General features: G+C 71.9%; 21 protein-coding genes and 1 pseudogene. 6 read left to right on the top strand and 16 right to left on the bottom strand.

The genetic code is table 11. From position 1 onward, the window contains the following. Positions 1-127: 127 nt before the first annotated feature. A pseudogene (locus tag ACFVX6_RS35535) lies at positions 128-583 on the bottom strand (YidB family protein); the annotation flags it as partial. A gap of 121 nt (positions 584-704) precedes the next feature. On the opposite strand from ACFVX6_RS35535, the gene ACFVX6_RS35540 reads away from it, so the two are divergent. From ACFVX6_RS35540 to ACFVX6_RS35550, 3 genes are all read left to right on the top strand, one after another. After that, positions 705-1,046 (top strand): DUF952 domain-containing protein, encoded by a 342-nt coding sequence (locus ACFVX6_RS35540; RefSeq protein ID WP_389698609.1) that lies wholly within the window; start codon positions 705-707, stop codon positions 1,044-1,046. 83 nt (positions 1,047-1,129) lie between these two features. Further along, positions 1,130-1,597: a Rieske (2Fe-2S) protein gene (locus tag ACFVX6_RS35545; protein WP_389698611.1), complete on the top strand. Its 468-nt coding sequence runs from the start codon at positions 1,130-1,132 to the stop codon at positions 1,595-1,597. Positions 1,598-1,625: 28 nt separating this feature from the next. After that, the gene (locus ACFVX6_RS35550) at positions 1,626-2,345 is read left to right on the top strand and encodes a DNA polymerase beta superfamily protein (RefSeq protein WP_389698613.1); all 720 of its coding nucleotides are present in this window, start codon (positions 1,626-1,628) and stop codon (positions 2,343-2,345) included. Positions 2,346-2,383: 38 nt separating this feature from the next. Here ACFVX6_RS35550 and ACFVX6_RS35555 read toward each other — a convergent pair whose 3' ends face one another. The 13 genes from ACFVX6_RS35555 to ACFVX6_RS35615 all read right to left on the bottom strand — a co-directional run bounded on the left by ACFVX6_RS35555 (position 2,384) and on the right by ACFVX6_RS35615 (position 17,578). Next, complete coding sequence (locus ACFVX6_RS35555; protein ID WP_389698615.1) at positions 2,384-3,421, bottom strand: ADP-ribosylglycohydrolase family protein; 1,038 nt, start codon at positions 3,419-3,421, stop codon at positions 2,384-2,386. Then, entirely contained in the window at positions 3,418-4,206 is a 789-nt protein-coding gene (locus ACFVX6_RS35560; protein ID WP_389698617.1) for an NUDIX domain-containing protein, read from the bottom strand. The genes ACFVX6_RS35555 and ACFVX6_RS35560 overlap by 4 nt, the downstream gene beginning before the upstream one ends. After that, on the bottom strand, positions 4,203-5,345 hold the full coding sequence (locus tag ACFVX6_RS35565; RefSeq protein WP_389698619.1) for an AAA family ATPase: 1,143 nt from the start codon (positions 5,343-5,345) through the stop codon (positions 4,203-4,205). Before ACFVX6_RS35565 ends, ACFVX6_RS35560 begins: the two co-directional genes overlap by 4 nt. Next, complete coding sequence (gene pnuC, locus ACFVX6_RS35570; protein WP_389698621.1) at positions 5,342-5,941, bottom strand: nicotinamide riboside transporter PnuC; 600 nt, start codon at positions 5,939-5,941, stop codon at positions 5,342-5,344. The genes ACFVX6_RS35565 and pnuC overlap by 4 nt, the downstream gene beginning before the upstream one ends. A 133-nt stretch (positions 5,942-6,074) precedes the next feature. After that, a complete protein-coding gene (locus ACFVX6_RS35575; protein ID WP_389698623.1) occupies positions 6,075-7,655 on the bottom strand; it encodes a pseudouridine synthase in 1,581 nt (526 codons plus the stop codon). After that, positions 7,655-8,287 carry an SMC-Scp complex subunit ScpB gene (scpB, locus tag ACFVX6_RS35580; RefSeq protein WP_389698625.1) on the bottom strand — a complete coding sequence of 211 codons (633 nt, stop codon included), beginning with the start codon at positions 8,285-8,287 and terminating at the stop codon, positions 7,655-7,657. Before scpB ends, ACFVX6_RS35575 begins: the two co-directional genes overlap by 1 nt. Further along, positions 8,284-9,378: a segregation and condensation protein A gene (locus ACFVX6_RS35585; RefSeq protein ID WP_389698627.1), complete on the bottom strand. Its 1,095-nt coding sequence runs from the start codon at positions 9,376-9,378 to the stop codon at positions 8,284-8,286. Before ACFVX6_RS35585 ends, scpB begins: the two co-directional genes overlap by 4 nt. Before the next feature lie 409 nt (positions 9,379-9,787). Next, positions 9,788-10,279, bottom strand: a complete 492-nt coding sequence (locus ACFVX6_RS35590) for a hypothetical protein (protein ID WP_389698629.1) — start codon at positions 10,277-10,279, stop codon at positions 9,788-9,790. Then, entirely contained in the window at positions 10,264-11,301 is a 1,038-nt protein-coding gene (locus ACFVX6_RS35595; protein ID WP_266958946.1) for a ParA family protein, read from the bottom strand. Before ACFVX6_RS35595 ends, ACFVX6_RS35590 begins: the two co-directional genes overlap by 16 nt. A 449-nt stretch (positions 11,302-11,750) precedes the next feature. Continuing rightward, positions 11,751-12,866 (bottom strand): alanine dehydrogenase, encoded by a 1,116-nt coding sequence (gene ald, locus ACFVX6_RS35600; protein WP_266876781.1) that lies wholly within the window; start codon positions 12,864-12,866, stop codon positions 11,751-11,753. A 152-nt stretch (positions 12,867-13,018) separates the two neighbouring features. Beyond that, entirely contained in the window at positions 13,019-15,010 is a 1,992-nt protein-coding gene (locus ACFVX6_RS35605) for an AAA family ATPase (RefSeq protein ID WP_389698632.1), read from the bottom strand. 203 nt (positions 15,011-15,213) lie between these two features. Further along, positions 15,214-15,846 (bottom strand): NUDIX domain-containing protein, encoded by a 633-nt coding sequence (locus ACFVX6_RS35610; RefSeq protein ID WP_389698634.1) that lies wholly within the window; start codon positions 15,844-15,846, stop codon positions 15,214-15,216. 79 nt (positions 15,847-15,925) lie between these two features. Then, entirely contained in the window at positions 15,926-17,578 is a 1,653-nt protein-coding gene (locus tag ACFVX6_RS35615) for a CTP synthase (protein WP_389698636.1), read from the bottom strand. A gap of 506 nt (positions 17,579-18,084) precedes the next feature. On the opposite strand from ACFVX6_RS35615, the gene ACFVX6_RS35620 reads away from it, so the two are divergent. Both ACFVX6_RS35620 and ACFVX6_RS35625 read left to right on the top strand, forming a co-directional pair. Continuing rightward, positions 18,085-19,890 carry a glycoside hydrolase family 15 protein gene (locus ACFVX6_RS35620; RefSeq protein WP_389698638.1) on the top strand — a complete coding sequence of 602 codons (1,806 nt, stop codon included), beginning with the start codon at positions 18,085-18,087 and terminating at the stop codon, positions 19,888-19,890. Positions 19,891-19,950: 60 nt separating this feature from the next. Next, a complete protein-coding gene (locus tag ACFVX6_RS35625; protein WP_389698640.1) occupies positions 19,951-21,333 on the top strand; it encodes an FAD-binding protein in 1,383 nt (460 codons plus the stop codon). Positions 21,334-21,364: 31 nt separating this feature from the next. On the opposite strand, the gene ACFVX6_RS35630 is transcribed toward ACFVX6_RS35625, so the two are convergent. Further along, complete coding sequence (locus ACFVX6_RS35630) at positions 21,365-23,002, bottom strand: flavin monoamine oxidase family protein (protein WP_389698642.1); 1,638 nt, start codon at positions 23,000-23,002, stop codon at positions 21,365-21,367. 15 nt (positions 23,003-23,017) lie between these two features. Then, positions 23,018-24,562: an APC family permease gene (locus tag ACFVX6_RS35635; protein ID WP_389698644.1), complete on the bottom strand. Its 1,545-nt coding sequence runs from the start codon at positions 24,560-24,562 to the stop codon at positions 23,018-23,020. A gap of 181 nt (positions 24,563-24,743) precedes the next feature. Here ACFVX6_RS35635 and ACFVX6_RS35640 point away from each other — a divergent pair, with 181 nt between their 5' ends. Further along, positions 24,744-26,372, top strand: a complete 1,629-nt coding sequence (locus ACFVX6_RS35640; RefSeq protein ID WP_389698646.1) for a PucR family transcriptional regulator — start codon at positions 24,744-24,746, stop codon at positions 26,370-26,372. The last annotated feature ends 303 nt before the right edge of the window (positions 26,373-26,675 follow it).

Raw genomic sequence — 26,675 nt, forward strand, 5'->3', positions numbered from 1 at the left:
TACCTGCCTCCGGGTTGCCTGCGGGAACAGGGGGAACAGCGCGTGGGCCGGGTGTCCCGTCGGCTGGGACGGGACACCGGGCCCTCGGGAGCCGACCCCGGGAAGGACCGGGGCCGCTCGGAGTCGCTCAGAGGCCCTGCTGCTTGATGATGTCCTCCAGCGAGCCGCTCGGGACCGAGCCCTCGGGCGTCAGTTTGTCCACGGCCTGCGGGAGCGCCTGCGCGATCTGGTCCGCGGCGTCCTGGGGGGTGACGCCCGCCTGCTCGGCGACCTTGGCCAGGGTGTCGTCCGGCAGGGCCTTGGCGATCTCCGCGCCGCTGACCGGCTGGTTCTCGCCGGTGCCGACCCAGGACTGGGCCTGGTCGGTCAGACCCGACTTGGTCAGCATGTCCAGCAGCCCGCCGAGCGGGTTGTTCCCACCTCCGGCCGCCTGGGCGCCGCCGGCACCGCCGCCGCCCATGAGGGCGCCGAGGAGGGAGCCGAGGATGTTGCCGCCGCCGCTGCCGCCCTGTGCGCCGCCGCCGCCGAGGAGGCCGCCGAGGAGGGAGCCGAGGTCGTTGCCCGCCATGGTGATGCCTTTCGAAGAGGGACCGGGCGCACGGAAATCGGCGTACCCGGCTTCGAGATACGGACAATGTCACCCAACTCGGACACGTCTGCCACTTGGCGCAGAGCCGTGCGCCGACTGCGGTAGAACGATCGGCATGATCTTCCACCTCGTACCGCTGTCCGACTGGACCGCCGATCCCGCGCGCCCGTACGCCCCGCCCTCCCTCGACTCCGAGGGCTTCGTGCACTGTTCGGCGGATCCGGAGACGGTGCTCGCGATCGCCGCCGCGCACTACGCAGCCGTAGCGGGGACCCTCCTCGCGGTGGAGCTCGACGAGCGCGCCCTCACCTCCGAGGTCCGCCGGGAGGGTGAAAGCGGCCTCCGTTACCCGCACGTCCACGGACCGCTGAACCGGGACGCCGTGGTGCGCGTGTGGGAGGTGGTACGCGCCCCCGGTGCGCCGGCGGAACTCGTTCGCCGGCCCCCGGAGGGCTGAGTCAAGGCGTGGCGGGGTGTCGCTGAGGCCCGTCACGCGCCAGGATGCCTCTCGCCACCCCGGCGATCACCCGAGGAGAAGTCATGAGCGACCCCACCCGCGCCGCCCGGCGCACGGTACTGGCGGCCGGCGCGAGCGCCCTGGCAGGCGGCGTGCTGACCGCATGCGGAGCCGACGAGACGAAGCCGTCGTCCGAGGGCGGCAGCGCGCCCACGGCGCAGAACTCCGCGTCCGCCTCGTCCTCGGCTCCGGCCGGAGACGCCAAGGCCCTGATCAAGTCCTCGGAGGTGCCGGTCGGAGGCGGCACGGTCCTCAAGGACGAGAAGCTGGTCGTCACCCAGCCGACCGCGGGCTCCTTCCGCTGCTTCACGGCGGTCTGCACCCACCAGGGCTGCCTCGTGAACAAGGTGGAGGCCGGCACCATCGACTGCCCGTGCCACGGCAGCAAGTTCAAGGACACGGACGGCGCGGTGGCCAAGGGCCCGGCGACCAAGCCTCTGGAGGAGAAGAAGATCACCGTCTCCCCGGCGGGCGAAATCTCGCTCGCCTAGCCGCAGGCCCCGGCACTAGCCTCGCCGAATGAACGAGGCCCGCCCGAACGAACCGACCCCCGAGCCGCTCGAACTCACCCTGGTCAGGGACCACACGATCTACTCGTGCGTGATCGGTTCGAGGGCGTTCGGCCTGGCGACGGAGGCGAGCGACACCGACCGACGCGGTGTCTACCTCGCCCCGACGCCGCTGTTCTGGCGCTTCGAGAAGCCGCCGACGCACGTGGACGGCCCCCGGGACGAGGAGTTCTCCTGGGAGCTGGAGCGCTTTTGCGAACTCGCGCTGCGCGCCAACCCGAACGTCCTGGAGGTCCTCCACTCCCCCCTCGTGGAGGACCTCACCCCGGTCGGCGAGGAACTCCTCTCGCTCCGCGGTGCGTTCCTGTCCCGCCGGGCCCACACCAGCTTCAGCCGGTACGCCGTCTCCCAGCGCGGCAAACTCCTCGGCGACCTCCGCAACCACGGCGCCCCGCGCTGGAAGCACGCCATGCACCTGCTGCGCCTGCTCCTGTCCTGCCGCGACCTGCTGCGCACGGGCCGCCTGGAGATCGACGCGACCCCCTACCGCGACCGCCTCCTCGCGGTCCGCCGCGGCGAGCTCACCTGGGAGGAGGTCGACGCCTGGATGACCCTCCTGACCGAGGAAACCGAAGCCGCCCTGGCGACGACCCCCCTCCCCGAGGCCCCGGACCTCCCCCGGGTCGAGGCCTTCCTCCTCCGCACCCGCCGCGCATCGGCAACGCCCTAACCCGCCCGCCGCCGTACGACGAACTCGTCCAGCACGGTTCACGCGTCCCAGAGGGTGCCGAAGGACAGGAGTTCGTCGCGGTACTCGATGCGGCCCTCCCAGTCGCGGGGCCAGGCGTCCGCGCCGAGGTGGGCGCCGGCGAAGGCTCCGGCCAGGCAGGCGATGGAGTCGGAGTCGCCCGCCGTGCAGGCCGCGCGGCGCAGGGCCAGGAGCGGTTCCTCCGGGAAGAGCAGGAAGCACTGGAGGGCGGTGGCCAGGGCCTCCTCGGCGATCCAGCCTTCGCCGGTCGTGAGGCAGGGGTCCGTTTCCGGGGACGGGGTGCGCAGGGCCGCCGCGAGGCGGTCCAGGACCTCCAGGCACTCGTCCCAGCCGCGCGCCATGAAGGACTCGGCCGAGGCGTCGGACGCCGTCCGCGTCCAGAGGTCGCCGAGCCAGCGCTCGTGGTAGCGGGTGCGGTTCTCCAGGGCGTACGAGCGCAGTTGCCCGACCAGGCCGGTCACCTCGGTGCCCTGCGCCAGCAGGAACACCGCCCGCGCCGTGAGGTCGGAGGCGGCCAGTGCGGTCGGGTGGCCGTGGGTCAGGGCCGACTGGAGCTGGGCCGCGCCGGCCCGCTCCTCCTCCGTCCAGCCCGGCACCAGCCCGACCGGAGCCACCCGCATGTTCGCTCCGCAGCCCTTGGAGCCGAGCTGGCTGGCGTCGCGCCAGTCCCGCTCGGGGTGGTTGAGGAGGCTGCAGGCCTTCAGGCAGGTGCGGCCCGGGGCCCGGTTGTTCTCCGGGGAGTGGTACCAGTCGACGAACTCCTCCCGGACCGGGCGGGCGAGGCGCAGCGGGCCCACCCGGCCCCGCTCCGCGGCGGTCCGCATGCCGCGGGCGAGGGCCAGCGTCATCTGGGTGTCGTCCGAGACGATCGCAGGCCGGATCAGGGCCATCTGTCGCCACGGGCCGGTCTTCGCCAGGATCCGGGGCACGTCGTTGAACTCCGTCGGGAAGCCGAGGGCGTCTCCCAGGGCCAGTCCGATCAGGGAGCCCGTGGCGGCCCGCTTCGTGTGCGTCGCCTTCGTCGCCGTCGTCGTCATCGTGGGTGTCCTTCCGAGGGGCGCAGCAGGGGCGGGTGCAGGGTGGTCGCGGGTCCGGGCCGGTAGAGCGCGGCCGGTTTGCCGCGGCCGCCGGTGAGCCGGGCGGCTCCGGGCACGGCCTCGACGAAGCCGGGCGTGGCCAGGACCTTGCGGCGGAAGTTGGGGCGGTCCAGGACGGTGTCCCAGACGGTCTCGTAGACGGCCTGGAGCTCACCGAGGGTGAACTCGGGCGGGCAGAAGGCGGTGGCGAGGCAGCTGTACTCCAGCTTCGAGCCCACGCGGGAACGGGCGTCCGCGAGGATCTCCGCGTGGTCGAAGGCCAGTCCGAAGGCCGGCGCGCAGGCCTCGCCCACCGGCACCCAGCGGGCGCGGTCCGCGTCCCCGCCGCCCCCGGCCACCGGTTCCGGCAGATCGGGGACGAGCGCGGTGAAGGCCACCGAGACCACCCGCATGCGGGGGTCCCGGTCCGGTTCGCTGTAGGTGCGCAGCTGGTCCAGGTGCAGGGCGTCGACCACCTCCGCCGACAGGCCGGTCTCCTCGGCCAGTTCGCGCCGGGCCGCCGTCTCCGCGGACTCCCGCGGCAGCAGGAAGCCGCCGGGGAGCGCCCAGGCGCCCGCGTACGGTTCCTGCGCGCGCCGGATCAGCAGCACGTGCAGGGTCCCGCCGCGCACGGTGAAGACGGCGAGGTCCACGGTCACCGCGAAGGGCGGGAAGTCGTGCGGGTCATACCCGTGCCCGGGTACAGGTCCGGGTCCGGGTACGGGTACGGGTCCGGTGTCACTCATCGGCTCCGCTCCCCCGCCCGCTGCCCGGTCCGCCCGGCCGCCTGCTCGGGCACCTGCCCGGCCACCCGCTCCGGCAGCGGATCCGTGAACTGCCAGCCCTCCGACAGGAGTCCGTCGACCGCTGCCACCGCCGCCGCCAGCCGCGCCCCGCGGTCCCCGCGGACCACCAGGAACCGCTTCCCCGTCCGCTCCAGTTCCTCCAGGAACCGCCCGGTCATCCACGGCCTCAACTCCTCTCCGTCGCGCAGCCCGTCGTCCTCGAAGGGCACGTCCGCGTGGTCGGTGAGCAGGTACAGGTCCCGCCGCGTCGCGGCGGCGATCCGCTCGACCTCGGCACTGCGCGCGCCCGTGTACCGCTCGTGCCAGATGCCGGTGGCGAAGGAGTCGGTGTCGCAGAAGAGCACCGGGGATCCCAGCCGGGCCGCCCGCTCCTCCTCCGCGTCCTGCCGCCGCGCGATCAGCGGGAACTCCGCCGAGGTGAAGCTCACCTCCGCCCAGGTCGCCGCCGGGTCCGCGGAGCGCGCCGCCGCGAGCCGCTCCTCGCTGTACTGCCGGCCGTACTCCGCCACCCAGCCCGTCTTCGCCCACACCCCGCCGCGCCCACGCCAGTGCTCGGCCAGGGCCCGCGACAGCGTGGTCGTGCCGGTGGATTCGGCGCCGAGCACGACGATCCGCCGGGTCAGCGCCGCCCGTACGGCGGGCCCCAAGAACTCCCAGTTCCCGACGGGGTCGGCCCGTACGGCCGTGCCGGACACCGGGAACAGGGTGCGGTCGAGGTCCACGCAGATCTCCTCGGCGCCGAACCGCCGCGCGAGCTCGGTCCCGTACGCCTCGGAGGTGAAGACGGCGTCGACCGGGCGGCGCACCGCGCGCCGGAAGATCGCCATGTGCGCCTCCCAGACCGCCGGGTCGTGGAGGTCGACGGGGATGTCGTCGACCGCGCCGACCACCTCGGCCCCCGGGTGCGCCTCGCGCATCCAGGCGACCCGGTCGGCGAGCGGTACGGACTCCACCGAGGCCGCGCAGACCAGTACGGTCAGCCGCTCGCACCGGTCCTGCGCGGTGCGCACCAGGTGGTGGTGGCCGGCGTGCGGCGGATAGAACTTGCCGAGGACCAGGCCGTGGCCGTGGCGCTTCATGCCGTCACCGCCGGCGCGAGGCGGGCCGGGAGCGCCCGGCGCCAGCCGAGCAGTCCGGCGACGCACAGCGCGAGGAAGCCGACGTAGAGCAGGGAGGTCAGGTACAGCCCCTTGTAGGCGTACAGCGGGATGTACACGAGGTCGGCCGCAATCCACAGCCACCAGGACTCGACGAGCTTGCGGCACTGCCCGTACGTGGCCGCGAGCGAGAGCCCGGTCGTCAGCGCGTCCCAGAACGGGACGGTGGAGTCGGTGACCCGGCTCAGCAGGAGGGTCAGGCCGAGCACCACCACCACTCCCGCCGCGGCCAGCGCGGTCCACTCGGGGGCCGTGGTGCGGCGCACCGGCAGGGCCGTGGCGGTGCCCGGGCCGCCCCCGTGGGTCCAGGACCACCAGCCGTACGCGGCCAGGGCGATGAAGACGATCTGCAGCCCGGCGTCGGCGTAGAGGCCCGCCTGGGCGAAGAGCACGATGAAGAAGACGTTGTTGGCGATGCCGATCGGCCAGTTGGCGACGTGCTGCCGGGCGACCAGCCAGACGCACACGGCACCCGTGACGAACCCGAGGATCTCGGTCCAGCTCGTCTGCCATCCCATGACGCCCCCCATCCCTTTATAGTCAGGTTGACTATAAACAGGATCCGGGGTCCGGCACAACCAAAAAACCCGCGGAGCCCAAGGGCACCGCGGGTTCTGGAGGCCTTCAGGAGGCCGGGGTACTGACGGGGTCCTACAGACCGACCTCGCGCATGAGCATGCCGACCTCGGTGTTGGTCAGGCGGCGCAGCCAGCCGGACTTCTGGTCGCCGAGCTCGATCGGGCCGAAGGAGGTCCGCACGAGCTTCTCGACCGGGAAGCCGGCCTCGGAGAGCATGCGGCGGACGATGTGCTTGCGGCCCTCGTGGAGGGTCACCTCGACCAGGTAGTTCTTGCCGAGCTGGTCGACGACGCGGAAGTGGTCGGCGCGGGCGTAGCCGTCCTCCAGCTCGATGCCGTCCTTCAGGCGCTTGCCGATGTCGCGCGGCAGCGGACCGGTGATCGCGGCGACGTAGGTCTTCTTCACGCCGTACTTCGGGTGCGTGAGGCGGTGGGCCAGCTCACCGTGGTTGGTGAGCAGGATGATGCCCTCGGTCTCGGTGTCGAGCCGGCCGACGTGGAAGAGACGCGTCTCACGGTTGGTGACGTAGTCGCCGAGGCACTGGCGGCCGTCCGGGTCCTCCATGGTGGAGACGACGCCGGCCGGCTTGTTCAGCGCGAAGAACAGGTACGACTGGGTGGCGACGGTCAGGCCGTCCACCTTGATCTCGTCCGAGGGCTTCACGCGCTTGCCCTGCTCCAGGACGATCTCGCCGTTGACCTCGACGCGGGCCTGCTCGATGAGCTCCTCGCACGCACGGCGCGAACCCATGCCGGCCCGGGCGAGCACCTTCTGCAGACGCTCACCCTCCTCCTCGGCACCCGGGAAGGTCTTCGGGGTCTTGATCACGGGCTTGTCGGCGTACCGGTCGCGCACGCGCTCCTCGATCCGCGCCTCCAGCTCGCGCGGCTTGGACTGGCCGCTGCGGCTGCCGGGGCCGATGCGCGGGCCGCCCGCGCCACCGATGCCGGGAGTCCTGGAGACCTTGGGGCCGCCCTTGGCGCCACCACGGGCCGCCGCGCCGCGGGCACCGCCACCGCGGTTGCCGTCGGCCGCGCCACGGGCGCCGCCGCCGCCGGCCTTGGCACCGCCGCGGCCGTTGCGCTCACCCTCGGGGCCCACGTCGTAGCGACGCTCCTCGGGGCGGGGGTTGCGGATGCGGGGGGCCTGCTCGCGGTCGCGGTCGGAGGAGCCGCCACCCTGGTAGCCGCCACCGGAGGAGCCGCCACCCTGGTAGCCGCCACCGGAGGAGCCGCCACGAGAGCCACCGCCCTGGTAACCACCACCGGAGCTGCCGCCGCGGGAGCCACCGCCCTGGTAACCGCCGCCAGAGCTGCCGCCACCCTGGTAGCCGCCGCCGGAGGAGCCGCCGCGGGAGCCGCCACCCTGGTAGCCACCACCGGAGCTGCCGCCGCGCGAGCCGCCACCCGAGCCGCCGCCACCCTGGTAGCCGCCGCCGGAGGAGCCGCCGCGGGAGCCGCCACCCTGGTAGCCACCACCGGAGCTGCCGCCGCGGGAGCCACCGCCCGAGCCGCTGCCGCCGCCGGAGCCGCCACCGCGGTAGCCACCACCGCCGCCGCTGGAGGAGCCGCCGCGGGGGGAGCTACCGCGCCCGCCACCACCGCCGCCGCTGTTCCTGTTGCCGCCACCGTTGCCGTTGCCGCTGCTTCGCATCAAAGTTCCGTCGTCTTGTCGTCTTCATCGGTATCCGGAGAGTCCGGATCGAACGACGGAACACCCTCTTGCGTCTCGGCTTCGATCGCGTCCGCCTCGGGGAGGAAGGGCGCGAGCTCCGGGAGCTCGTCCAGGCCACGCAGGCCCATCCGCTCCAGAAAGTAGTTCGTCGTCCTGTACAGGATCGCACCTGTTTCGGGTTCCGTCCCCGCCTCCTCCACCAGACCCCGCTGGAGGAGGGTGCGCATGACCCCGTCGCAGTTGACTCCGCGGACCGCCGAGACCCGCGAGCGGCTGACCGGCTGGCGGTACGCGACCACGGCCATGGTCTCCAGCGCCGCCTGGGTGAGACGGGCCTGCTGGCCGTCCAGGACGAAGGCCTCCACCGCCGGCGCGTAGTCCGCCCGGCTGTAGAACCGCCAGCCCCCGGCGACGAGCCGCAATTCGAATCCGCGGCCCTGGACCTCGTACTCGTCCACCAGCTCGCGCAGCGCCTGCGCGACCTCGCGGGGGGCCCGCTCCAGCACCTTGGCCAGGTGCGCCTCGGTCGCCGGCTCGTCCACGACCATGAGGACGGCCTCCAGGGCCGGCTTCAGCGCCAGCCCGGCCACGGGGGTCGTCACGTCATTCATTCCTTGACCTCCACGATCTGGTCGAACTCGTCCGTCACCGTCGGCATGCCGTCCCCGTCCCCGCCGCTCCAGCGCACCGTGAGCGTCTTCAGGGCCTCCTCCTGGTCCAGGATCACCGCCTTCTCCCGGTAGAGCTCCAGGAGGGCCAGGAAGCGCGCCACGACGGTCAGGGTGTCCGCGGCGTCCTCGGTGAGCTCCTGGAAGGTGGCTTCGCCCCTGGCCTTGAGCAGCGCCACGACCAGCCCGGCCTGCTCCCGGACGCTCACGAGGGGCGCGTGGATGTGGTCCACGTACACCTGCGGCTTCGCCCGGGGCTGCATGGCCTTGACCGCGAGCCTCGCCAGCCCCTCGCCGCCGATGCTGATGACCACCTCGGGGAGCAGCTCGGCGAGGTGGGGCTCCAGTCCGACCGTGCGCGGGTAGCGCCTGGCCTCGCTGTCGGCCCGCTCCTGGAAGATCTCGGCGATCCGTTTGTACGCCCGGTACTGCAGCAGCCGTGCGAACAGCAGGTCCCGGGCCTCCAGCAGCGCGAGGTCCGCCTCGTCCTCGACCTCGGCGACGGGCAGCAGCCGGGCCGCCTTCAGGTCGAGCAGGGTGGCGGCGACGACGAGGAACTCGGTCGTCTGGTCGAGGTCCCAGTCGGGCCCCATGGCACGGATGTGCGCCATGAACTCGTTGGTCACCTCCGACAGCGCGACCTCGGTGACGTCGAGCTTGTGCCGGGAGATCAACTGCAGCAGCAGGTCGAAGGGCCCCTCGAAGTTCTCCAGGCGCAGCGTGAACCGCCCGTCACCCACCCCGTCGGCACCTCCGGGGACGTTCCGGGCCGGTACGGATCCCCCTGCGGCCCGTACGGCCCCCTCGGCTCCAGCACCGGGCTCCCCCGGCCCCTCGACCTCACGAGGCGCCTGGAGGGCCGCCAAGGCCGCCGCAGGGGGCCCGGGAGCCTCTTCCGGGGCAGGGTCCGGGTCTGGCGCCAGGGAGGGAGAAGGGGCGGGGCCGGGGAACTCCTCCTCCACCGGTACGGAGGCACCCGGGCCGCGGCCCAGCGAGCGGCGGGGCGGGGGGACGGGTTCGGCGGGAGAGGGCATCGCGGTCCAGGGTGGTGCGGAGGAAGCGTCTGATCGGGCCGGGGCCCAGTCCCCAAGGCTCCCACGCACCACCCCGCGGGAGCAGCGGGGACCCGGGCAATTCGGGCCGCCCGGCGTCCGGGGGGCACATCCAGCCGTCCGGCGTTCGAGGACACGGTCCAGGGCGGAGCCCAGGGTCCTTCAGCCCGTCCGGCGTCTGAGGACCCGGGTCCAGGGCGGAGCCCAGGGTCCTTCACCCCGTCCGGCGTTTGAGGACCGGGGTCCGGGCAGAGCCCGGGGAACGGGCGACGGGCGGGTAGGGGAACCACACGCCCCGCACCGTCGGCGCGCCGACGGCCTCCGGCCCGCCCTCGGGGCCCCGCACCGCACGGGCGTGGCGACGCACCAACCCGCCCGAGCCCCGCAGGGGTCAGCGCCCCCGGAGCCGCCGGACCAGGATGCTCGCGTCACCGCGGGACTCCAGGTCCGCCAGGACCACCGCGACGGCCTCGCGCACGATCCGGCCGCGGTCGACCGCCAGGCCGTGCTCCCCGCGCAGCACCAGCCGCGCGTGTTCCAGGTCCATGAGCTCCTCCGCGGAGACGTAGACCGTGATCTTCTCGTCGTGCCGCTCGCGCCCGCTGGGCCGCCGGTTCGCACCCCGGCCCGGCCCCTTGCCCCGACCGGGGGTGGGGGCGGGGACGGCGTTACCGGAACCTTCCTGCGGACGTCGCTGCGGGCCGACGCCCGGCTCCGTGCCGGCCTCAGCCTCCCGGCTGCGACCCTCTCCCGCCGTGCCCTCCGCGGCCGATGCCGCGTGCTCCACGCCCCGTGCCGAGTTCGGCGAGGAGGAGGTCAGTGCCATCCCCCCGGTCGTACGGAACAGTTCGTCGGCTCCGGGCAGACTCACTCGGCGGGACACCGGGCGAGCACCTCCCTGGCCAGCTGGCGGTAGGCGGCGGCGCCGACGGAGTTGGAGGCGTACGTGGTGATCGGCTCGCCGGCGACCGTGGTCTCCGGGAACCGCACCGTGCGGCCGATGACCGTGTGGTAGACGTGGTCGTCGAAGGCCTCGACGACGCGCGCCAGCACCTCACGGCTGTGCACCGTACGGGAGTCGTACATCGTGGCGAGGATGCCGTCGAGCTCCAGCTCCGGGTTGAGCCGCTCCTGCACCTTCTCGATGGTCTCGGTCAGCAGCGCCACACCGCGCAGTGCGAAGAACTCGCACTCCAGCGGCACGATGACCTTGTGAGCCGCCGTCAGGGCGTTCACGGTCAGCAGACCGAGCGAGGGCTGACAGTCGATCACGATGTAGTCGTAGTCGGGCAGCAGGGGCTTCAGGGCCCGCTGCAGCGTCGACTCGCGTGCGACCTCGCTGACCAACTGCACTTCGGCGGCGGACAGGTCGATGTTGCTCGGCAGCAGGTCCATGTTGGGGACCGCCGTCTTCAGCAGCACCTCGTCGGCCGACATGCCCCGCTCCATGAGCAGGTTGTAGACCGTCAGGTCGAGTTCCATCGGGTTGACCCCGAGGCCGACCGACAGCGCTCCCTGCGGGTCGAAGTCGACGAGCAGCACCCGGCGCCCGTACTCCGCGAGTGCCGCACCCAGGTTGATGGTCGACGTGGTCTTGCCCACGCCGCCCTTCTGGTTGCACATCGCGATGATCGTCGCCGGACCGTGGTCGGTCAGCGGACCCGGGATCGGGAAGTACGGCAGCGGCCTTCCGGTCGGGCCGATCCGCTCACGGCGCTGGCGGGCAGCGTCGGGGGCGAGAGTGGCCGCGTACTCGGGGTCGGGCTCGTACTCCGCATCGGGGTCGTAGAAATGCCCCTCGGGCACCTGTTCGTAGTCGGCGAAACCCACGGGCTTGTCGCCGCTCAGGTCGCCGGCCCTGGAGTTCACGTCTAGGCCGTCCATGCTCTTTTGGGGCGTCGTCATGTGCTGGTGGTTTGCGAAGGTGCGGACCGCTACGGATCCCACGGCTTCGATTCCGGCAGGACCCTGGCCCCGCGCAGGCCCTCCTGCTCGACCACCTCCAGGAGCAAATGTCGACTCATTCACAAGTCGTCTTACCTCCTCGGACGTGACCAGGACACTTATCGATAGGTCAGCGTGGCACCATGCCGACGGTTGGCGACTCTATGGCGTGTCACCACTCAGCGGCAACACAATCCGCCGGACCCGCCGCGATGTGTCGGCAACCGAACACCACTCTGTCAAGGGCGTACGAGCTGTCGCCGGGAAGTTTCGCGGGTGTGCGAAAGGGTTAAAGGGTTACGTTCGAGGCGAGTTGAGCGGCCCTGCGGACGACCCCGGGAACGCCTCCGGCCGGACCTCGCGAGCAAGGTCCGGCCGGATACGTGAGATTGACGTCAGTCGTTGACGAATCAGCCGAGCAGCGTGCTCAGCTCGAGGGTCTCGAGACCGTGGGCCTCGGCCACCTCACGGTAAACGACCTGGCCGTCATGGGTGTTGAGGCCCAGCGCGAGCGCCGGGTCACGACGCAGCGCCTCGACCCAGCCGAGGTTCGCGAGCTGCACGATGTAGGGCAGCGTGGCGTTGGTCAGGGCGTAGGTGGAGGTGTTCGGCACCGCGCCCGGCATGTTGGCGACGCAGTAGAAGACCGAGTTGTGGACCTGGAAGGTCGGCTCGGCGTGAGTGGTCGCGCGGGAGTCCTCGAAGCAGCCGCCCTGGTCGATCGCAATGTCGACAAGGACACTTCCGGGCTTCATCTTGGCGACGAGCTCGTTGGTGACCAGCTTCGGGGCCTTCGCACCCGGGATCAGCACCGCGCCGATGACGAGGTCGGCCTCGATGACGGCCTTCTCCAGCTCGAAGGCGTTGGAGACGATCGTCTTGATCTTCGTGCCGAAGATCTTGTCGGCCTCGCGGAGCTTGTTGATGTCGCGGTCCAGCAGGGTCACGTGGAAGCCCATGCCGACGGCGATCTGCACGGCGTTCCAGCCGGAGACGCCACCGCCGATGACCACGCACTCGCCGGCGTGGGTGCCGGGGACGCCACCGGGGAGCACGCCGCGGCCGCCGACCGAGCGCATCAGGTGGTAGGCGCCGACCTGCGGGGCCAGGCGGCCCGCGACCTCGGACATCGGGGCGAGCAGCGGGAGGGCGCGGTTCGCCGTCTCGACCGTCTCGTACGCGATGGCGGTGGTGCCGGACTCGAGCAGGGCGTCCGTGCACTCGCGGGAGGCCGCGAGGTGCAGGTAGGTGAAGAGGGTCTGGTCCTTGCGGAGGCGGTGGTACTCCTCCGCGATGGGCTCCTTGACCTTCAGCAGCAGGTCAGCGGTCGCCCAGACCTCGTCGGCGGTACCGAGGATCTCGGCGCCGGCGGAAACGTACTCCGCGTCCGTGATCGAGGAGCCCACACCGGCGTTCTGCTCGACGAAGACCTGGTGGCCGTTGCGGACCAGCTCATGCACGCCGGCGGGCGTGATGGCGACCCGGAACTCGTTGTTCTTGACCTCGCGGGGGATGCCGACCTTCATCGTGGCTCACGGTCCTTGGCTCAGGGGATGTTTCGGGCTACTTCAATACAAACCCGTCCACAAGAACGCGCAACGGGATGCACCAGAGGATGACCTGGTGAAGCCAGTCTAATGAAGGATGAGCGGCTGTCTAGCCTTGCAAACGAATAATCTCAGTCGGAAACGCTGCGGATTTCGCAGGCTGCGGGGTCGTCTCCCAGCAATCTGTCGGCCGCGGACCTGTGCAGCCTGGCAGCCGCGGGATCCCCGAGCCGGTCCAGCGTGTCCGCCAGCCGCACCTGGAGCGCGGCCTGAAGTCGCAGGTCCCCGGCCTTCCGCGCGACCTCCACCGCCTCCCGGCAGGTGTGCAGGGATTCCTCGGGCCGCCCCGCGTACTCCTGGATCCGCGCCATCTCGCTCAACGCCTTTGCCTGGCCCGGGACATCGGCCAGCTTCCGGTAGCCGGCCGAAGCCGCCCGCCAACTCCGCAGCGCGTCCCCGTACCGACCCGCGTACGTGTGCACGTTCCCCAGCCGCCCGTACAGCCGCGCCTCGTCCGCACGCTCCCCCCGGGCGAGGGCGTGGGACAGGGCCCGGCCGAACCAGTCGGAGGCCCGGTGCCAGTCGCCCAGCTCCTGGTGCGCGCCGCCTACGGATTCCATCGCGCGGCCCGACGCGTACGGGTCGTTCGCCGCCTTTCCCGCGTCCAGCGCGGCCCGGTACCGGTCCAGCGCCTCCCGGGTGCGGCCGGTCTCGGCGTCCAGATCGGCCAGGTTCAGCAGCGCGGCGGCCTGCTCCCGGTGCAGATCGCGCCGCTCGGCCACGTCCAGCACGAGCTGGTGCAGCCCGTACAGCTCGGGCGCGGCCCCGGCGGTGCCGCGGTGCTCGGACAGGGCCCGCGCGAGGGCCGCTACGAACCTGCGCGCCAGGGTGTCCAGCTCCCCGTCGGCCACGGCCAGCGAGGCCGCGGCCAGCAGTGCGGGCAGCCGGGTGTCCAGCCAGGTCTCCGCCGCCCGCCGGTCGGCGAAGCGCAGCGCGCGCGGCACCCCGTCGAGCTTCTCCGGCACCCCGACCGCCCCGCCGGGTCCGTCGGCTCCGTCTTCGTCCGGTTCGGCCATGGCCCGGCAGGAGAGCAGCAGCCGTACGGTGCGCTCCAGCATCCGGGCCCGCGCGAGCTGGACCTCGGCGGGCCGCTCCTTGGCCTCCAGCAGGGCCTGGAGCAGCGGCGCGAGGCAGCCGGGCAGCAGGTACAGCCCGTCACGGGCGGGCCTGAGCAGGCCCAGCGCGGCGAAGTCCTCCAGGGTCGACTGCGCGGCGGCCACGGAGCAGCCGGCCAGTGCGGAGGCGACGTGGGAGTCGACGAGGCCGGCGGGGGCAAGCGGAAGCAGCCGCAGGGTCCGCTGGGCGGGCTGCGGGAGGGATTCGTAGACGAGCCTGAAGGCCTTGGCGAGCGGGCCTCCGACGCCGGCGGGCAGATCGTGCAGCTGCTTGCCCACGTCCGCCACGGAAGCCTTGGGACGTGCGGCGAGCCAGCCGCCCGCGAGGGCGAGCGCGGCGGGCTGGCCGCCGCACTCCTCGGCGAGGGCTTCGGCCGCGCGCGGGTCGTTGGCGACGCGGACGTCGCCGATGCGCTGGACCAGCATGCGGACGGCGGAAGGGGTGTCGAGGCCGCCGAGGGTGCAGGGGCGGACATCCGGAATCCCGGTCAGGGGGCCCTCCGAGGTGACGACGACCAGGCACTCGGGGGTGTCCGGCAGCAGGGCGTCGACCTGGTGCGGATCGGAGGCGTCGTCGACGAGCAGGACCATGCGACGGCCGGCCAGGGCCGTGCGCAGGGCGGAGCTGAGATCGTCCTCGCCGGCTCCGGGCGGGGTGGGCTGCCCCAGTCCCTCCAGGAGGGTGCGGACGGCACGCTCGGTGGCGATGCCCTCGCCCGTGGGGGCGGTGAGCCTGACCTTCAGCACCCCGTCGGGATAGTCGTCGGCGATCTCGCGCACCAGCGCTTCGGCGAGTGCGGTCCGGCCGGAGCCGGGGCGCCCTGCGACGAGGAGCACCCGGGCGCGCGGAGCCTTGGCCTTGCGGCCGGAGAGGGTGTCGAGCCCGGTTCGCGCGATGTCCTCGCGGAGCTCCTTGAGCTCACGCCGCCGCCCGACGAAATCCGTCACGGATCCGCTCCTCTCGCTGCCTTCGGATTGCGAGCGTAGTTCACGCAGAGCGACGGACAGGGTGGAGCGCGGCGGACAAATCGCCCGATCGGATCAACGGATGGGCACATTTTCTCCTCGTTCACGCACCGCACCCGGCAGGGGCTTACTTTCCCCCGGCCGGGGTCGGGACGTGGGCGCCGGCCCCGGCGCCCACGCCAGGGCTACGCCTCGTACGGCCGGGCCGGCCAGGGGGTGTTCGCCGGGCGGAGGGTGGTCAGGGCCGGGTCGGTGGCGAGGGCCGCCGAGAGGGCCAGGGCTCCCGTGACGAGCCCGGGGTTGCCCAGCTCGCCCGCCAGGACGCCCCGTACCAGCTCGGGCAGCGGCACCCACGCCACCTCCATGTCCGCCTCCTCCGAGCCGGACTCCGCGTAGCGCTCCCCGTCCGCCTCCGAGACGCCCCGCGCGAGGAAGATCCGGGTGGCCTCGTCCGAGCCGCCGGGGGACGCGTAGAAGTCGGCCAGCACCCGCCAGTCCTCGGCCTTGACGTGCGCCTCCTCGTACAGCTCGCGCTGCGCCCCGTGCAACGGGTTCTCCCCCACGACGTCCAGGAGCCCCGCCGGGAGCTCCCACAGTCGCCGCCGCACCGGGTGGCGGTACTGGCTCAGCACCAGCACCCGTCCCGCGTCGTCCAGGGCCAGCACGCACACCGACCCGGGGTGCACCTGGTAGTCGCGACGGGCCACGGATCCGTCCGGCATCCGCACCTCGTCGGAGGCCACCGCCGTCTTCGCGCCCTGGAACGGCCGCTGGGTCGACACCGTCTCCCAGGATTCCGACGTGTCCTTGATCTCCATGCCCCGAAGCCCTCCACAACGCGCGACAGCCGGGGTACGGATCTCCGTACCCCGGCTGTCTACGGTATGTGCCGTACGACTACTTCGCGGCCTGCTGCCGTTCCACGGCCGCCTTGACCAGACCCGCGAACAGCGGGTGCGGGCGCGTCGGGCGCGAGCGCAGCTCCGGGTGGGCCTGGGTGGCCACCAGGTAGGGGTGGACCTCGCGCGGGTACTCGACGTACTCGACGAGCTTGTTGTCCGGGGAGGTGCCGGAGAAGACCAGACCGGCCTTCTTCTCCAGCTCGCCGCGGTAGGCGTTGTTGACCTCGTAGCGGTGGCGGTGGCGCTCGTCCACGTACGCCTGGTCGCCGTAGACCTCGCGCACGATGGAGCCCTCGGCGAGCTTCGCCGGGTACATGCCCAGACGCATGGTGCCGCCCAGGTCGCCCGCGCCCTCGACGAAGGCCAGCTGCTCCTCCATCGTGGAGATCACCGGGTTCGGGGTGGAAGCGTCGAACTCGGTGGAGTTCGCGTCCTCGATGCCCGCCAGGTTGCGCGCGGCCTCGATGACCACGCACTGCAGGCCCAGGCACAGGCCGAGCAGCGGGATCTTGTTCTCGCGGGCGTAGGTGATCGCACCGACCTTGCCGTTGACACCACGGTCGCCGAAACCGCCGGGCACGCAGATCGCGTCCACGTCGGCCAGCTGCGCCGCGGCGCCCGCCGGGGTCTTGCAGTCGTCGGAGGTGACCCACTTGATCTCGACGCGGGCCTTGTTGGCGAACCCGCCGGCGCGCAGCGCCTCGGTCACCGACAGGTAAGCGTCGGGCAGGTCGATGTACTTGCCGACGAGCGCGATCTTGACCTCGTGGTCGGGGTTGTGGACCCGGTCGAGCAGGTCCTCCCAGACGGTCCAGTTGACATCGCGGAAGGGCAGGTCGAGCTTGCGCACGACGTACGCGTCCAGGCCCTCGGTGTGCAGCACCTTGGGGATGTCGTAGATCGACTTGGCGTCGATCGCGGCGACCACTGCCTCCTCGTCGACGTCGCACATCAGCGAGATCTTGCGCTTGATCGAGGTCGGGACCTCGCGGTCGGCGCGCAGCACGATCGCGTCGGGCTGGATGCCGATGTTGCGCAGCGCCGCGACGGAGTGCTGGGTCGGCTTGGTCTTGAGCTCGCCGGAGGGGCCGATGTAGGGCAGCAGCGAGATGTGCACGACGAAGACGTTGTCGCGGCCGACCTCGTGGCGGACCTGGCGGACGGTCTCCAGGAACGGCAGCGACTCGATGTCGCCGACGGTGCCGCCGACCTCGGTGATGACGACGTCGACGTCGTCGGTCGCCATGCGCCGGATGCGGTGCTTGATCTCGTTGGTGATGTGCGGGATGACCTGCACGGTGTCACCGAGGTACTCGCCGCGCCGCTCCTTGGCGATGACCTGCGAGTAGACCTGGCCGGTGGTGACGTTGGCCGAGCCGTCGAGGTCGACGTCGAGGAAGCGCTCGTAGTGACCGATGTCCAGGTCGGTCTCGGCGCCGTCGTTGGTGACGAACACCTCGCCGTGCTGGAACGGGTTCATCGTGCCGGGGTCGACGTTGAGGTAGGGGTCGAGCTTCTGCATCGTGACCCGAAGACCGCGCGCCTTCAGCAGCGCACCCAGGCTGGAGGCCGTCAGGCCCTTGCCGAGGGAGGAAGCGACACCCCCGGTGACGAAGATGTGCTTGGTCGTCATGGATTTGGGCGGCATCGCCAAGAGGGGGCTCCCGTGGTCGCGAGGTGAGGTGCGTCCGGCGCCGGCCACCGTCGATCCGGAAGGGTCTCAGGGGGCGCCGAAGCTGCGGTTTCGGGGCTCCTGATTCGCACAGGCAGACCACCGGTCCACGGGATACCAGCCTATCAGCGCCCGGGCCGGTCCGCCTCCGGCCACGCGGCGGGGGGCGCCCGAGGGGCGACCGAGGGGCATTCGAGGGGCAGCCCGGACGATGTCCGCGGAGTCAGTGACGGCGGCACCGCCGCCGCTCACCCGTTCGGCCGAACCTCATTGTCCCCAAGCTGACGAGGATCACTAGGGTGCCGTCTTGTGCTGCTCGGATCTCGATCACATCCCTGCCGAGCGGCCCCGCGAACGGCGTAACCCGTCCGGTTCCGGAATCATGGGCTGGACGCGGCCATCCACATCACCGGAGAATCCGCGGCATCGCGCAATGCAAGCGCCCTTCGGGGCGGACGTGGCTGTTCGACTGGAGATGCAACGTGTCCGGGCGCATCGAGGATTACGCACTGATCGGCGACATGCAGACCGCGGCATTGGTCTGCCGGGACGGGGCGGTGGATTGGCTGTGCCTGCCACGTTTCGATTCCCATGCCGTCTTCGCGAGCATTCTCGGCACCGAGGAACACGGGTTCTGGCGGATCGGCCCGGCGTTCCCGGCCGGCGCCGAGGCCCCGCGTGCCACCCGGCGCCGTTACCGCGGTGATTCGCTGGTCCTGGAGTCCGAGTGGGACACTCCGCGCGGCACGGTCCGCGTGATCGACTTCATGCCGCCCCGCGAGGATCACGCACCGCAGATCATCCGCATCGTGGAGGGCATCAGCGGGCGCGTTCCCATGCGCTCGGCCCTGCGCATGCGCTTCAGCTACGGCCGGGTGGTGCCCTGGGTGCACCGGGTCGACGACCGCACCGTGGCCGTGGCGGGCCCCGACTCGGTCTGGCTGGACACCGAGGCGCAGACGTACGGCAAGGACCTGACCACGTACTCCGACTTCACCGTCGGGCCGGGCGACCGGATGGCCTTCTGCATCAGCTGGCAGCCCTCGCACAAGGAGCCGCCGCAGCCGCCCGAGGCCGAGGAGGCCCTGGAGGCCACCACCGAGTTCTGGCGGGACTGGGTCGAGCAGTGCACGTACCACGGCCCCTACCGGGAGGCGGTGATCCGCTCGCTGATCACCCTCAAGGCGCTCACGTACGCCCCCACGGGCGGGATCGTGGCCGCGCCCACCACCTCCCTCCCGGAGGAGATCGGCGGGGTCCGCAACTGGGACTACCGCTACACCTGGCTGCGCGACGCCGCCATCACCCTGTCCTCGCTGCTGCGCACCGGCTACCGCGAAGAGGCCCGCGCTTGGCGCGAGTGGCTGCTGCGGGCGGTGGCCGGCGACCCGGAGAACCTGCAGATCATGTACGGGATCGCGGGCGAGCGGGAGCTCGGCGAGACCGAGCTCGACTGGCTGCCCGGGTACGAGAACTCGCAGCCGGTCCGGGTCGGCAACGGCGCCGCGGGCCAGCTCCAGCTCGACGTGTACGGCGAGGTCACCGAGGCCCTGCACCTGGGCCACATGACCGGCCTGGCGCGCAACGACTACGCCTCGCTGCTCCAGCTGAAGCTGATCCGCTACCTGGAGACCCACTGGGACCAGCCCGACGAGGGCATCTGGGAGGTGCGCGGCCCGCGCCGGCACTTCGTGCACTCGAAGGTGATGGCGTGGGTGGCCGTCGACCGCACGATCAAGCTGATCGAGAGCGGGGACGCTGACGGGCCGCTGGAGCGGTGGCGGGAACTGCGCGACGAGATCCACCAGGACGTGTGCGAGAAGGGCTACGACAAGGAACGGAACACCTTCACGCAGTCCTACGGGTCCAAGGAGCTGGACGCTTCCCTCCTGCTGATCCCGCAGATGGGCTTCCTGCCGCCGGACGACAAGCGGGTGATCGGCACGATCGAGGCGATCCAGCGCGAGCTGTCGACCACCGACGGCTTCATCCTGCGCTACCCGACGGCGGGCGAGGAGGCGGGCGTGGACGGCCTCCAGGGCGACGAGGGTGCCTTCCTGGCGTGCTCGTTCTGGATGGCGGACGACCTGGCGATGATCGGCCGGGTCGACGAGGCCCGGCGCCTCTTCGAGAAGCTGCTGTCGCTCCGCAACGACCTGGGCCTGCTGGCGGAGGAATGGGATCCGAAGCTCCAGCGCCAGGTGGGCAACTTCCCGCAGGCCTTCAGCCACGTCCCCCTGATCGACACGGCCCTGCGGCTGACGGCGAGCGGGGCGTACGGGGGCTGACTAACCTGGAGGGGTCGTAGGCCTTTCCGCACCTTCCGCATCTCCCGGAAGGGGGTAGCCATGGCTCCCCTCTCGAAGGCGGGCACGGCACTTGCCGAGCTCCGCGAGGACCTGTCCGGCTCCGTCCTGGTTCCGGAGGATCCGGGGTACGACGAGGCCCGCACCCTCTACAACGGGATGATCGACCGCCGTCCGGCCGTCATCGCGCAGTGCGAGGGTCCGGTGGACGTGGTGACCGCCGTGCGCTTCGCACGGCGGCTCGACCTGCCGATCGCGGTGCGCGGCGGCGGCCACAGCGTGGCCGGGATGTCCCTCAACGACGGTGGCCTGGTCGTGGACCTGCGCCGGATGCAGGAGGTGACGGTCCATCCCGGGGCCCGCGCCGTCCGCGTCGAGGGCGGCGCCACGATGAGCCATCTGGACCGGGCCTGCGAGCGGTACGGGCTGGCGACCACCGGCGGGCGCGTCTCCACCACCGGGGTCGGCGGCTTCGTGCTGGGCGGCGGCACGGGGTGGCTGGACCGCAAGTTCGGCTTGGCGGTGGACAACCTGCTCGCCGTGGACCTGGTCACGGCCGACGGGGAGATGGTCACGGCGACCGAGGAGGACCACCCCGAGCTGTTCTGGGGGCTGCACGGCGGCGGCGGGAACTTCGGCGTCGCGACCTCGCTGACCCTGCGGCTGCACGAGCTGCCCGCCATGTCCGTCGCGTTCCTCCTGTACCTGCCCGAGCACGGGCCCGAGGTGGTCCGTACGTACCGGGACCTCATGGAGAACGGGCCGCGCGAGGCCGGCGGCGGCGCCATCTACATGACCGGCCCGCCTGAGGAGTTCGTCCCGCCGCACCTGGTCGGCCTGCTGCTGGCGGGCGCGCTGGTCACGTACGCGGGACCCGAGGAGGAGCTGCGCCGCCTCGTCGCTCCGCTGCTGGCGATCCCGCACGAGGCGGAGATGGTGACGGCTCTGCCCTACGCGGACCTCCAGTGCATGCTCGACGATCCGCCGGGCATGCGGAACTACTGGTCGGCGGAGTACCTGACCGGCGTGCCCGACGCGTTCGTGGACGTGTTCTGCGCCCGCGCGGACTCCATGCCGGTGCCGAGCGGCACCCAGCACGTGGTGTGGCCCCAGGGCGGCGCGATCGCCGAGGGCCCCGCCGACTATCCGGTGCCGTTCCGCGACGCGCCCTGGGCGGTGCACCCGTTCGGCGCCTGGGAGGACCCGGCCGACGACGAACGCGTCCGCCGGTGGGTCAAGGACGTCCGCGCCGACGTCCAGCCGTGGAGCACCGGCGCGGTCTACCTCAACTTCACCGGGGACGAGGGCGGAGACCGGGTGGTCGCCGGCCTCGGACCCGAGAACATGCTGCGGCTGGGCCGGCTGAAGCGGGAGTACGACCCGGACAACGTCTTCCGCTTCAACCACAACATCGCGCCCGCCTGAGGCCGGCCACCTGAGGCCGGCCGCCCGAGGCCTACGTGAGGGCGGTGATCACCTCCTTCGCCGCCCGCTCCCCCTCGGTCGCCCCGCCTTCCATGAACCCCTGGAAGTCGTAGCTGCAGTGCTCTCCGCCGATGTGGATCCGGCCCTGCGCGGTGCCCTCGTACTTGGCGTACTGGTGCAGGTAGCCGGTCGGCCAGTACGAGTACGCGCCGAGCGCGTACGGATTGCGGTGCCAGGCCGACAGCTGCGCCTTGCCGGTCCAGGCCGCCTTGGTGCCGGGGAAGAAGGCATCGATCCCGGTGAGCATCCGGCCCGCGAGGGTGCGCACGTAGGGGTCGGAGTCGGTGGCGAAGGGGGTCGCCGGGGTGAGCGAGCCGGCCAGGGTGCCGCCGCCGTACTGGAGCAGGATGCCGCCGTTGCCCGGCTGGACCTTGGTGGTGTCCCAGGTCTGCTGGACCTCGCTGTCGGTGAAGCAGTCGCCGGCGGAGACCCCCGGCCAGGGGCCGGTGCCGCGCCAGGGGCGGCTGGTGAACTGCATGTTGAGCTTGGTGCAGTAGCCCATGCGGGCATCGCGCAGGAGGTTCTTCATCCGCGGGTCGAAGCCGGCGCCGGTGATGTCGATCCGCTGGAGGATCGGCAGCGGCAGGCACAGGATGGTGTGGTCGGCGACGACCGTCCGGGTGGCGCCCGCGTCCTTGAAGGTCAGGGTCTGGGTGCCGTCGGCGGAGACGCTCACGGCGACCAGCTCGCGGCCCATGACGGTCGAACCGGCGGGCAGGGCCTGGGCGATGGCGTTCGGCAGCTGGTCGTTGCCGCCGGTGATGTGGTAGCGCTCGTTGGACAGGCCCCAGACGTTGAAGTTGCCCGGGTTGGGCTGGTAGCCCATCAGCAGGACCAGCGCGAGGGCGGACTGCTCCTGGGTGTCGGCCCCGTACTCGACGTTGTACGCCACGTCGATGAAGCGGCCGAGCTGCGAGCCGTGTCCACCGGGGATCCGGGTCTCGATCCACTGGTAGAGGGTCATGTTGTCGAGGGCGGTGCCCGCGGGGGTCGAGGAGTTCCAGGAGACCTCGCCGGCCTCCTGGAGGTCGCGGCGCAGGGCCTGGTAGACGGCGTTGAAGTCCTCGTCGGCCTGCTCGCGCGGGTAGTAGGTCCCGTTGAACCAGAGGACCTCCTCCGCCCCGTTGGGGCCGCCGCCGAGGAAGTCCTCGGTGGGGAGGTTGAAGCGGCGGCACAGCTCCAGGATCTTCTTGTGGCTGGTGTCGATCAGCTCGCCGCCGATCTCGGAGGTCTGCCCGTAGGCCCACAGGGAGCGCTGGGTCCACATCCGGCCGCCGACGCGGCTCGGGTTGGCCTCGTAGAGGGTGAAGGGAACGCCCGCGTCCTTGAGGGTGAGGGCTGCGGTCAGCCCCGAGATGCCGGCGCCCACGATGGCGACGCGGGCGGGGGCGACGGGCTTCTTGTCGGTGACGACCTCCACCGCGTGGGCGCCCGCCGGGGCGACCGCGGCGGAGGCCAGGGCGGTGCCGAGGCCGAGGGCGGCGGCGCGGCCGAGGAGTTGGCGGCGGGTGGAGCCGCGCACTTCGGCGACGGGCAGGCCGAGCCGTCGGGCGGCCGCGTGCTCGGCGGCGAGCCGGCGGAGCGCGTGCATCAGTGGCGTACGGGCCATGGCGGTGGCTCCTTCTCAGACGTTCGCGGCGGAGGGGGCGGAGGCATCGGCGCTGCCGTCGGTGCGCTCGTCGGTGCGTTCGGCGGCGTCCTCCAGGACGACGCGGCCGATGATCTCGTAGCGGTCCGGGGCCTTGAACTTCAGCCACAGGCCGAGTCCCAGCCCGCCGAAGAAGACGAGCCCGACGATCCACGGGATCAGCGTGAAGAAGAACGAGTCGGCGGCCAGCCCGGCCGCCGTCTTCATGTTGACCAGCAGCAGGACGACCACGGCGGCCATGGCGATGCCGCCGACCAGCGGCGCCGTGAAGGTGCGGAACCAGTGCCGGTCCTCGGGGTGGTTCTTGCGGAAGTAGCCGATCACCGCGAAGGAGCACAGGGTCTGGACGATGAGGATGGCCATGGTGCCGAGGATCGCGAGCAGCGTGTACAGGTGGATGTACGGGTCCTGCCCGGTCAGCCAGAACAGCGCGACCAGGCCGGTGGCGATGGCGGTCTGCACCATGGAGGAGATGTACGGGGAGCCGTGCTTGGCGTGCGTACGGCCCAGGCCCGGGTGCAGGAAGCCCTCGCGGCCGATGGCGTAGAGGTAGCGGGCGGCGCACTGGTGGAAGGCCATGCCGCAGGCGAAGGAGCCGGTGAGCAGCAGCCACTGGAAGGCGTCGACGGCCCAGGCGCCGATGAAGGTCTGGGTGGGGGCGAAGAACAGGTCGAGCGGGCTCGCGGAGGCGGAGAGCTCCACGGACTTGGCGAGGCCGTTGCCCGCGATGGTCATCCAGGAGACGTAGATGTAGAAGAGGCCGACGCCGACGACGGAGATGAGGGTGGCCTTGGGGATGACCTTCTTCGGGTTCTTGGACTCCTCGCCGTACATGGCGGTGGACTCGAAGCCGACCCAGGACCAGAAGGCGAAGAAGAGGCCGAGTCCGGCGGAGGTTCCGGTGAAGGCGTTCTTCGGGTTGACGGGCTCCAGCGGGATCCCGTCCGGTCCACCGCCGGCGATCAGTACGGCGGTGGCGACGGCGAAGAGGACGGCGATCTCGGCGATGAGCATCACGCCCAGTGCCCTGGCCGTGAGGTTGATGTCGAAGTGCGCGAGGGCGGCGGTGATCGCGAGCATGGCGACCGCGTAGACGATCCAGGGCAGGTCTATGCCGAGCTGGTCGTGGACGGTGGTCTTGGTGAAGTAGGAGAAGACGCCGACGATCGAGGCCTCGAAGACGATGTAGGCGAGGACCGCGAGCATGCCGGAGGCCATGCCGGCGATCCGGCCGAGGCCGTGCGAGATGTACCCGTAGAAGGCGCCGGCGGCGGTGATCCGCTTGGCCATGGCGACGTAGCCGACGGCGAAGACGGTCAGGACGGCGGTCGCGAAGAGGTAGCCGGCGGGGGCGCCGATGCCGTTGCCGAAGCCGACGGCGATGGGCAGGTTGCCGGTCATCGCGGTGATGGGAGCGGCGGTGGCGACGGCCATGAAGACGACACCGACCAGGCCCACCGAATTGGCTTTCAGCCGCTGGACCTGGGGTGCGCCGACGCCGGTGCTGCTATCCGTGCTCATGGCTCCTCGTTCCTGTCGTGAGGGCGCTCACTCTCTCCCCGGGTGACGTACGCCACAATCGGCATGCAGTCCGATAATCTCCTTGCCGGGGCGACGAGTTGTCGGGCCGGACGGGGGTAGATGGCACCCCGTAACCGCTCGGTGATGTGCACGGAACAAGAGCCCCGGTAGCGTCCGGCATATGGACAATCAGGGCGGGATCACGGTTCAGCGGGCACTTGAGCTGCCGGGGCTGCGCAGCGGGCTCCCGGAGGTGGTGGCCTGCGCCGACCGGCTCGGCCGGACCGTGCGCTGGGTGCACGCCGGTGAGGTCCCCAACATCGCCTCCCTGCTCAAGGGCGGCGAGCTGCTGCTGACCACCGGCCTCGGCCTCGGCACCCGCCCCGCCGAGCAGCGCGCCTTCGTACGCCGCCTCGCGGACCGGGGCATCGCCGCGCTGGTCGTCGAACTGGGCCCCCGCTTCACCCGCCTCCCGGCCACCTTGGTGGAGACGGCCCGCGCGGTCGGCCTCCCTCTCGTCCAGCTGCACCGGGAGGTCCCCTTCGTGACCGTCACGGAGGAGGTCCACACCGAGATCGTCAACGGGCACTACGCGCTGCTCCAGCGGGCCGAGGAAGTCCACCGGCGCTGCACGGAAGCCCTGCTCGACGGCGGCGGGATCCCCCAAGTGCTGCACATCCTGGCGGACTTCACGGCGAACCCGGTCTTCCTGGAAACCCCCGACGGCCAGTTGCTGTACGCGGCGGGCCCGGTCGCCGGCGAGGCCGCGGCGGACCCGCTCCAGGTGTGGGAGGGCCTACGGGGCCAGCGCCCGGCGGAGCCGTCCGCCAACGCCGTGGTGGTCGACGTCCCGGGCGGCGGCCGCGGCACCGGCTCGGTGCGGGCCCGGCTGGTCCTGCTGGGCGTGTCCGCGCCTCTGCTGCCCGTGCACCGGATGGCGGCGGAGCGGACGGCCGGCGTACTGGCCGTCGTCCTGATGCAGGCCCGGCAGGAGGACGAGCTCGCGGCGCGCGGCCGCGGCGATTTCCTCACGGACCTCGCGGAGGGACGGATCTCGGCGGAGGACGCCCCCGCCCAGGCCCGCGTCCTGGGCTTCAAACCGGGCCCCGGACCGCTCCTGCCCATCGTCATGCGGCTGTCCTCGGACCTGGCCCCGTCGGGGAACTGGGCCGTCCTGGCCCGGGCCGTCCTGGAGGAACTCGCCTCCGTCGGCGTCCCGGTGCTCCTCGGGGTCCGTCCGGTGGAAGGCCGCGTCCCCCTCCTGGTCTCCCTCCGCTCCGACGCCGAGCGCACGACGGTGTCCGACCGGGTCGCGGTGGCGCTGCGGACCGGCGTGGAGCGGGCCGGCCTGGACCGTGCGGGGGCCGCGCCCGCGGTGGTCGTCGGCGTCTGCGGCGGCTGGGCGACGGTCTCGGCGAGCCTGCGGCACGCGGCCGAGACGGCCACGGCGGCGCACGGACTCCCCGCCCGCCCCTGGTACGACGCCCGCCGCCTGGACATCGACCTGCTCCTGTGGCGCCTTCGCGAACACCCCGACCTGGCGGCCTTCGTGGACCGCGCGATCGGCGCTCTGCGGGTGCACGACACGGTCTCCCGCCCGCCGCTCCTGCCCACCCTGGAGACGTACCTGGCCCACGCGGGCCGCAAGGCGGAGACCGCGCGCGAGCTCCACCTGAACCGCCAGACCCTGTACAACCGCCTGGCCCGCATCTCGGAGCTGCTGGGCGCGGACCTGGACGACCCGGAAACCGTCCTCTCCCTGAGCCTGGCCCTCCGCGCCCGCCGCCACGCAAGCCCCACGCCTTCTTGACGCGCCCCTCACACCGCTGCGGCCGCGTGGCCGGGGCCGGTGGGCGGGTGCGGCTGGGTCGGCCCTGCGGGGCTGGGTCCCCTACCCGCCACCCCGACCGCGACTGAATGCCCGGCCGGGGTCGGGGACGGGGGCGGGGTGGGGTGTCGGCCGGGACGTAAAGCGTGATGTGTGGCGCGAGAACACCCCGCACCCTGCCTACGTAGGGCACAGGGCGCCTAAATCATGCAGTCCAGGCCGACACCCCACCCCGCCCCCGGCACCGACCCACCCCCGCAGCCGGCGGCTGGGCACGTATACGTA

Source organism: Streptomyces sp. NPDC058289 (assembly GCF_042880975.1).
Taxonomy (GTDB): domain Bacteria; phylum Actinomycetota; class Actinomycetes; order Streptomycetales; family Streptomycetaceae; genus Streptomyces; species Streptomyces stoeckheimensis.

Bases quoted from the DNA above. Each gene is read 5' to 3' on its own strand.
- ACFVX6_RS35540 (WP_389698609.1), top strand. From the start codon at position 705: ATGATCTTCCACCTCGTACCGCTGTCCGACTGGACCGCCGATCCCGCG.
- ACFVX6_RS35545 (WP_389698611.1), top strand. From the start codon at position 1,130: ATGAGCGACCCCACCCGCGCCGCCCGGCGCACGGTACTGGCGGCCGGC.
- ACFVX6_RS35550 (WP_389698613.1), top strand. From the start codon at position 1,626: ATGAACGAGGCCCGCCCGAACGAACCGACCCCCGAGCCGCTCGAACTC.
- ACFVX6_RS35555 (WP_389698615.1), bottom strand. From the start codon at position 3,421: ATGACGACGACGGCGACGAAGGCGACGCACACGAAGCGGGCCGCCACG.
- ACFVX6_RS35560 (WP_389698617.1), bottom strand. From the start codon at position 4,206: ATGAGTGACACCGGACCCGTACCCGTACCCGGACCCGGACCTGTACCC.
- ACFVX6_RS35565 (WP_389698619.1), bottom strand. From the start codon at position 5,345: ATGAAGCGCCACGGCCACGGCCTGGTCCTCGGCAAGTTCTATCCGCCG.
- pnuC (WP_389698621.1), bottom strand. From the start codon at position 5,941: ATGGGATGGCAGACGAGCTGGACCGAGATCCTCGGGTTCGTCACGGGT.
- ACFVX6_RS35575 (WP_389698623.1), bottom strand. From the start codon at position 7,655: ATGCGAAGCAGCGGCAACGGCAACGGTGGCGGCAACAGGAACAGCGGC.
- scpB (WP_389698625.1), bottom strand. From the start codon at position 8,287: ATGAATGACGTGACGACCCCCGTGGCCGGGCTGGCGCTGAAGCCGGCC.
- ACFVX6_RS35585 (WP_389698627.1), bottom strand. From the start codon at position 9,378: ATGCCCTCTCCCGCCGAACCCGTCCCCCCGCCCCGCCGCTCGCTGGGC.
- ACFVX6_RS35595 (WP_266958946.1), bottom strand. From the start codon at position 11,301: ATGACGACGCCCCAAAAGAGCATGGACGGCCTAGACGTGAACTCCAGG.
- ald (WP_266876781.1), bottom strand. From the start codon at position 12,866: ATGAAGGTCGGCATCCCCCGCGAGGTCAAGAACAACGAGTTCCGGGTC.
- ACFVX6_RS35610 (WP_389698634.1), bottom strand. From the start codon at position 15,846: ATGGAGATCAAGGACACGTCGGAATCCTGGGAGACGGTGTCGACCCAG.
- ACFVX6_RS35615 (WP_389698636.1), bottom strand. From the start codon at position 17,578: ATGCCGCCCAAATCCATGACGACCAAGCACATCTTCGTCACCGGGGGT.
- ACFVX6_RS35625 (WP_389698640.1), top strand. From the start codon at position 19,951: ATGGCTCCCCTCTCGAAGGCGGGCACGGCACTTGCCGAGCTCCGCGAG.
- ACFVX6_RS35630 (WP_389698642.1), bottom strand. From the start codon at position 23,002: ATGGCCCGTACGCCACTGATGCACGCGCTCCGCCGGCTCGCCGCCGAG.
- ACFVX6_RS35635 (WP_389698644.1), bottom strand. From the start codon at position 24,562: ATGAGCACGGATAGCAGCACCGGCGTCGGCGCACCCCAGGTCCAGCGG.
- ACFVX6_RS35640 (WP_389698646.1), top strand. From the start codon at position 24,744: ATGGACAATCAGGGCGGGATCACGGTTCAGCGGGCACTTGAGCTGCCG.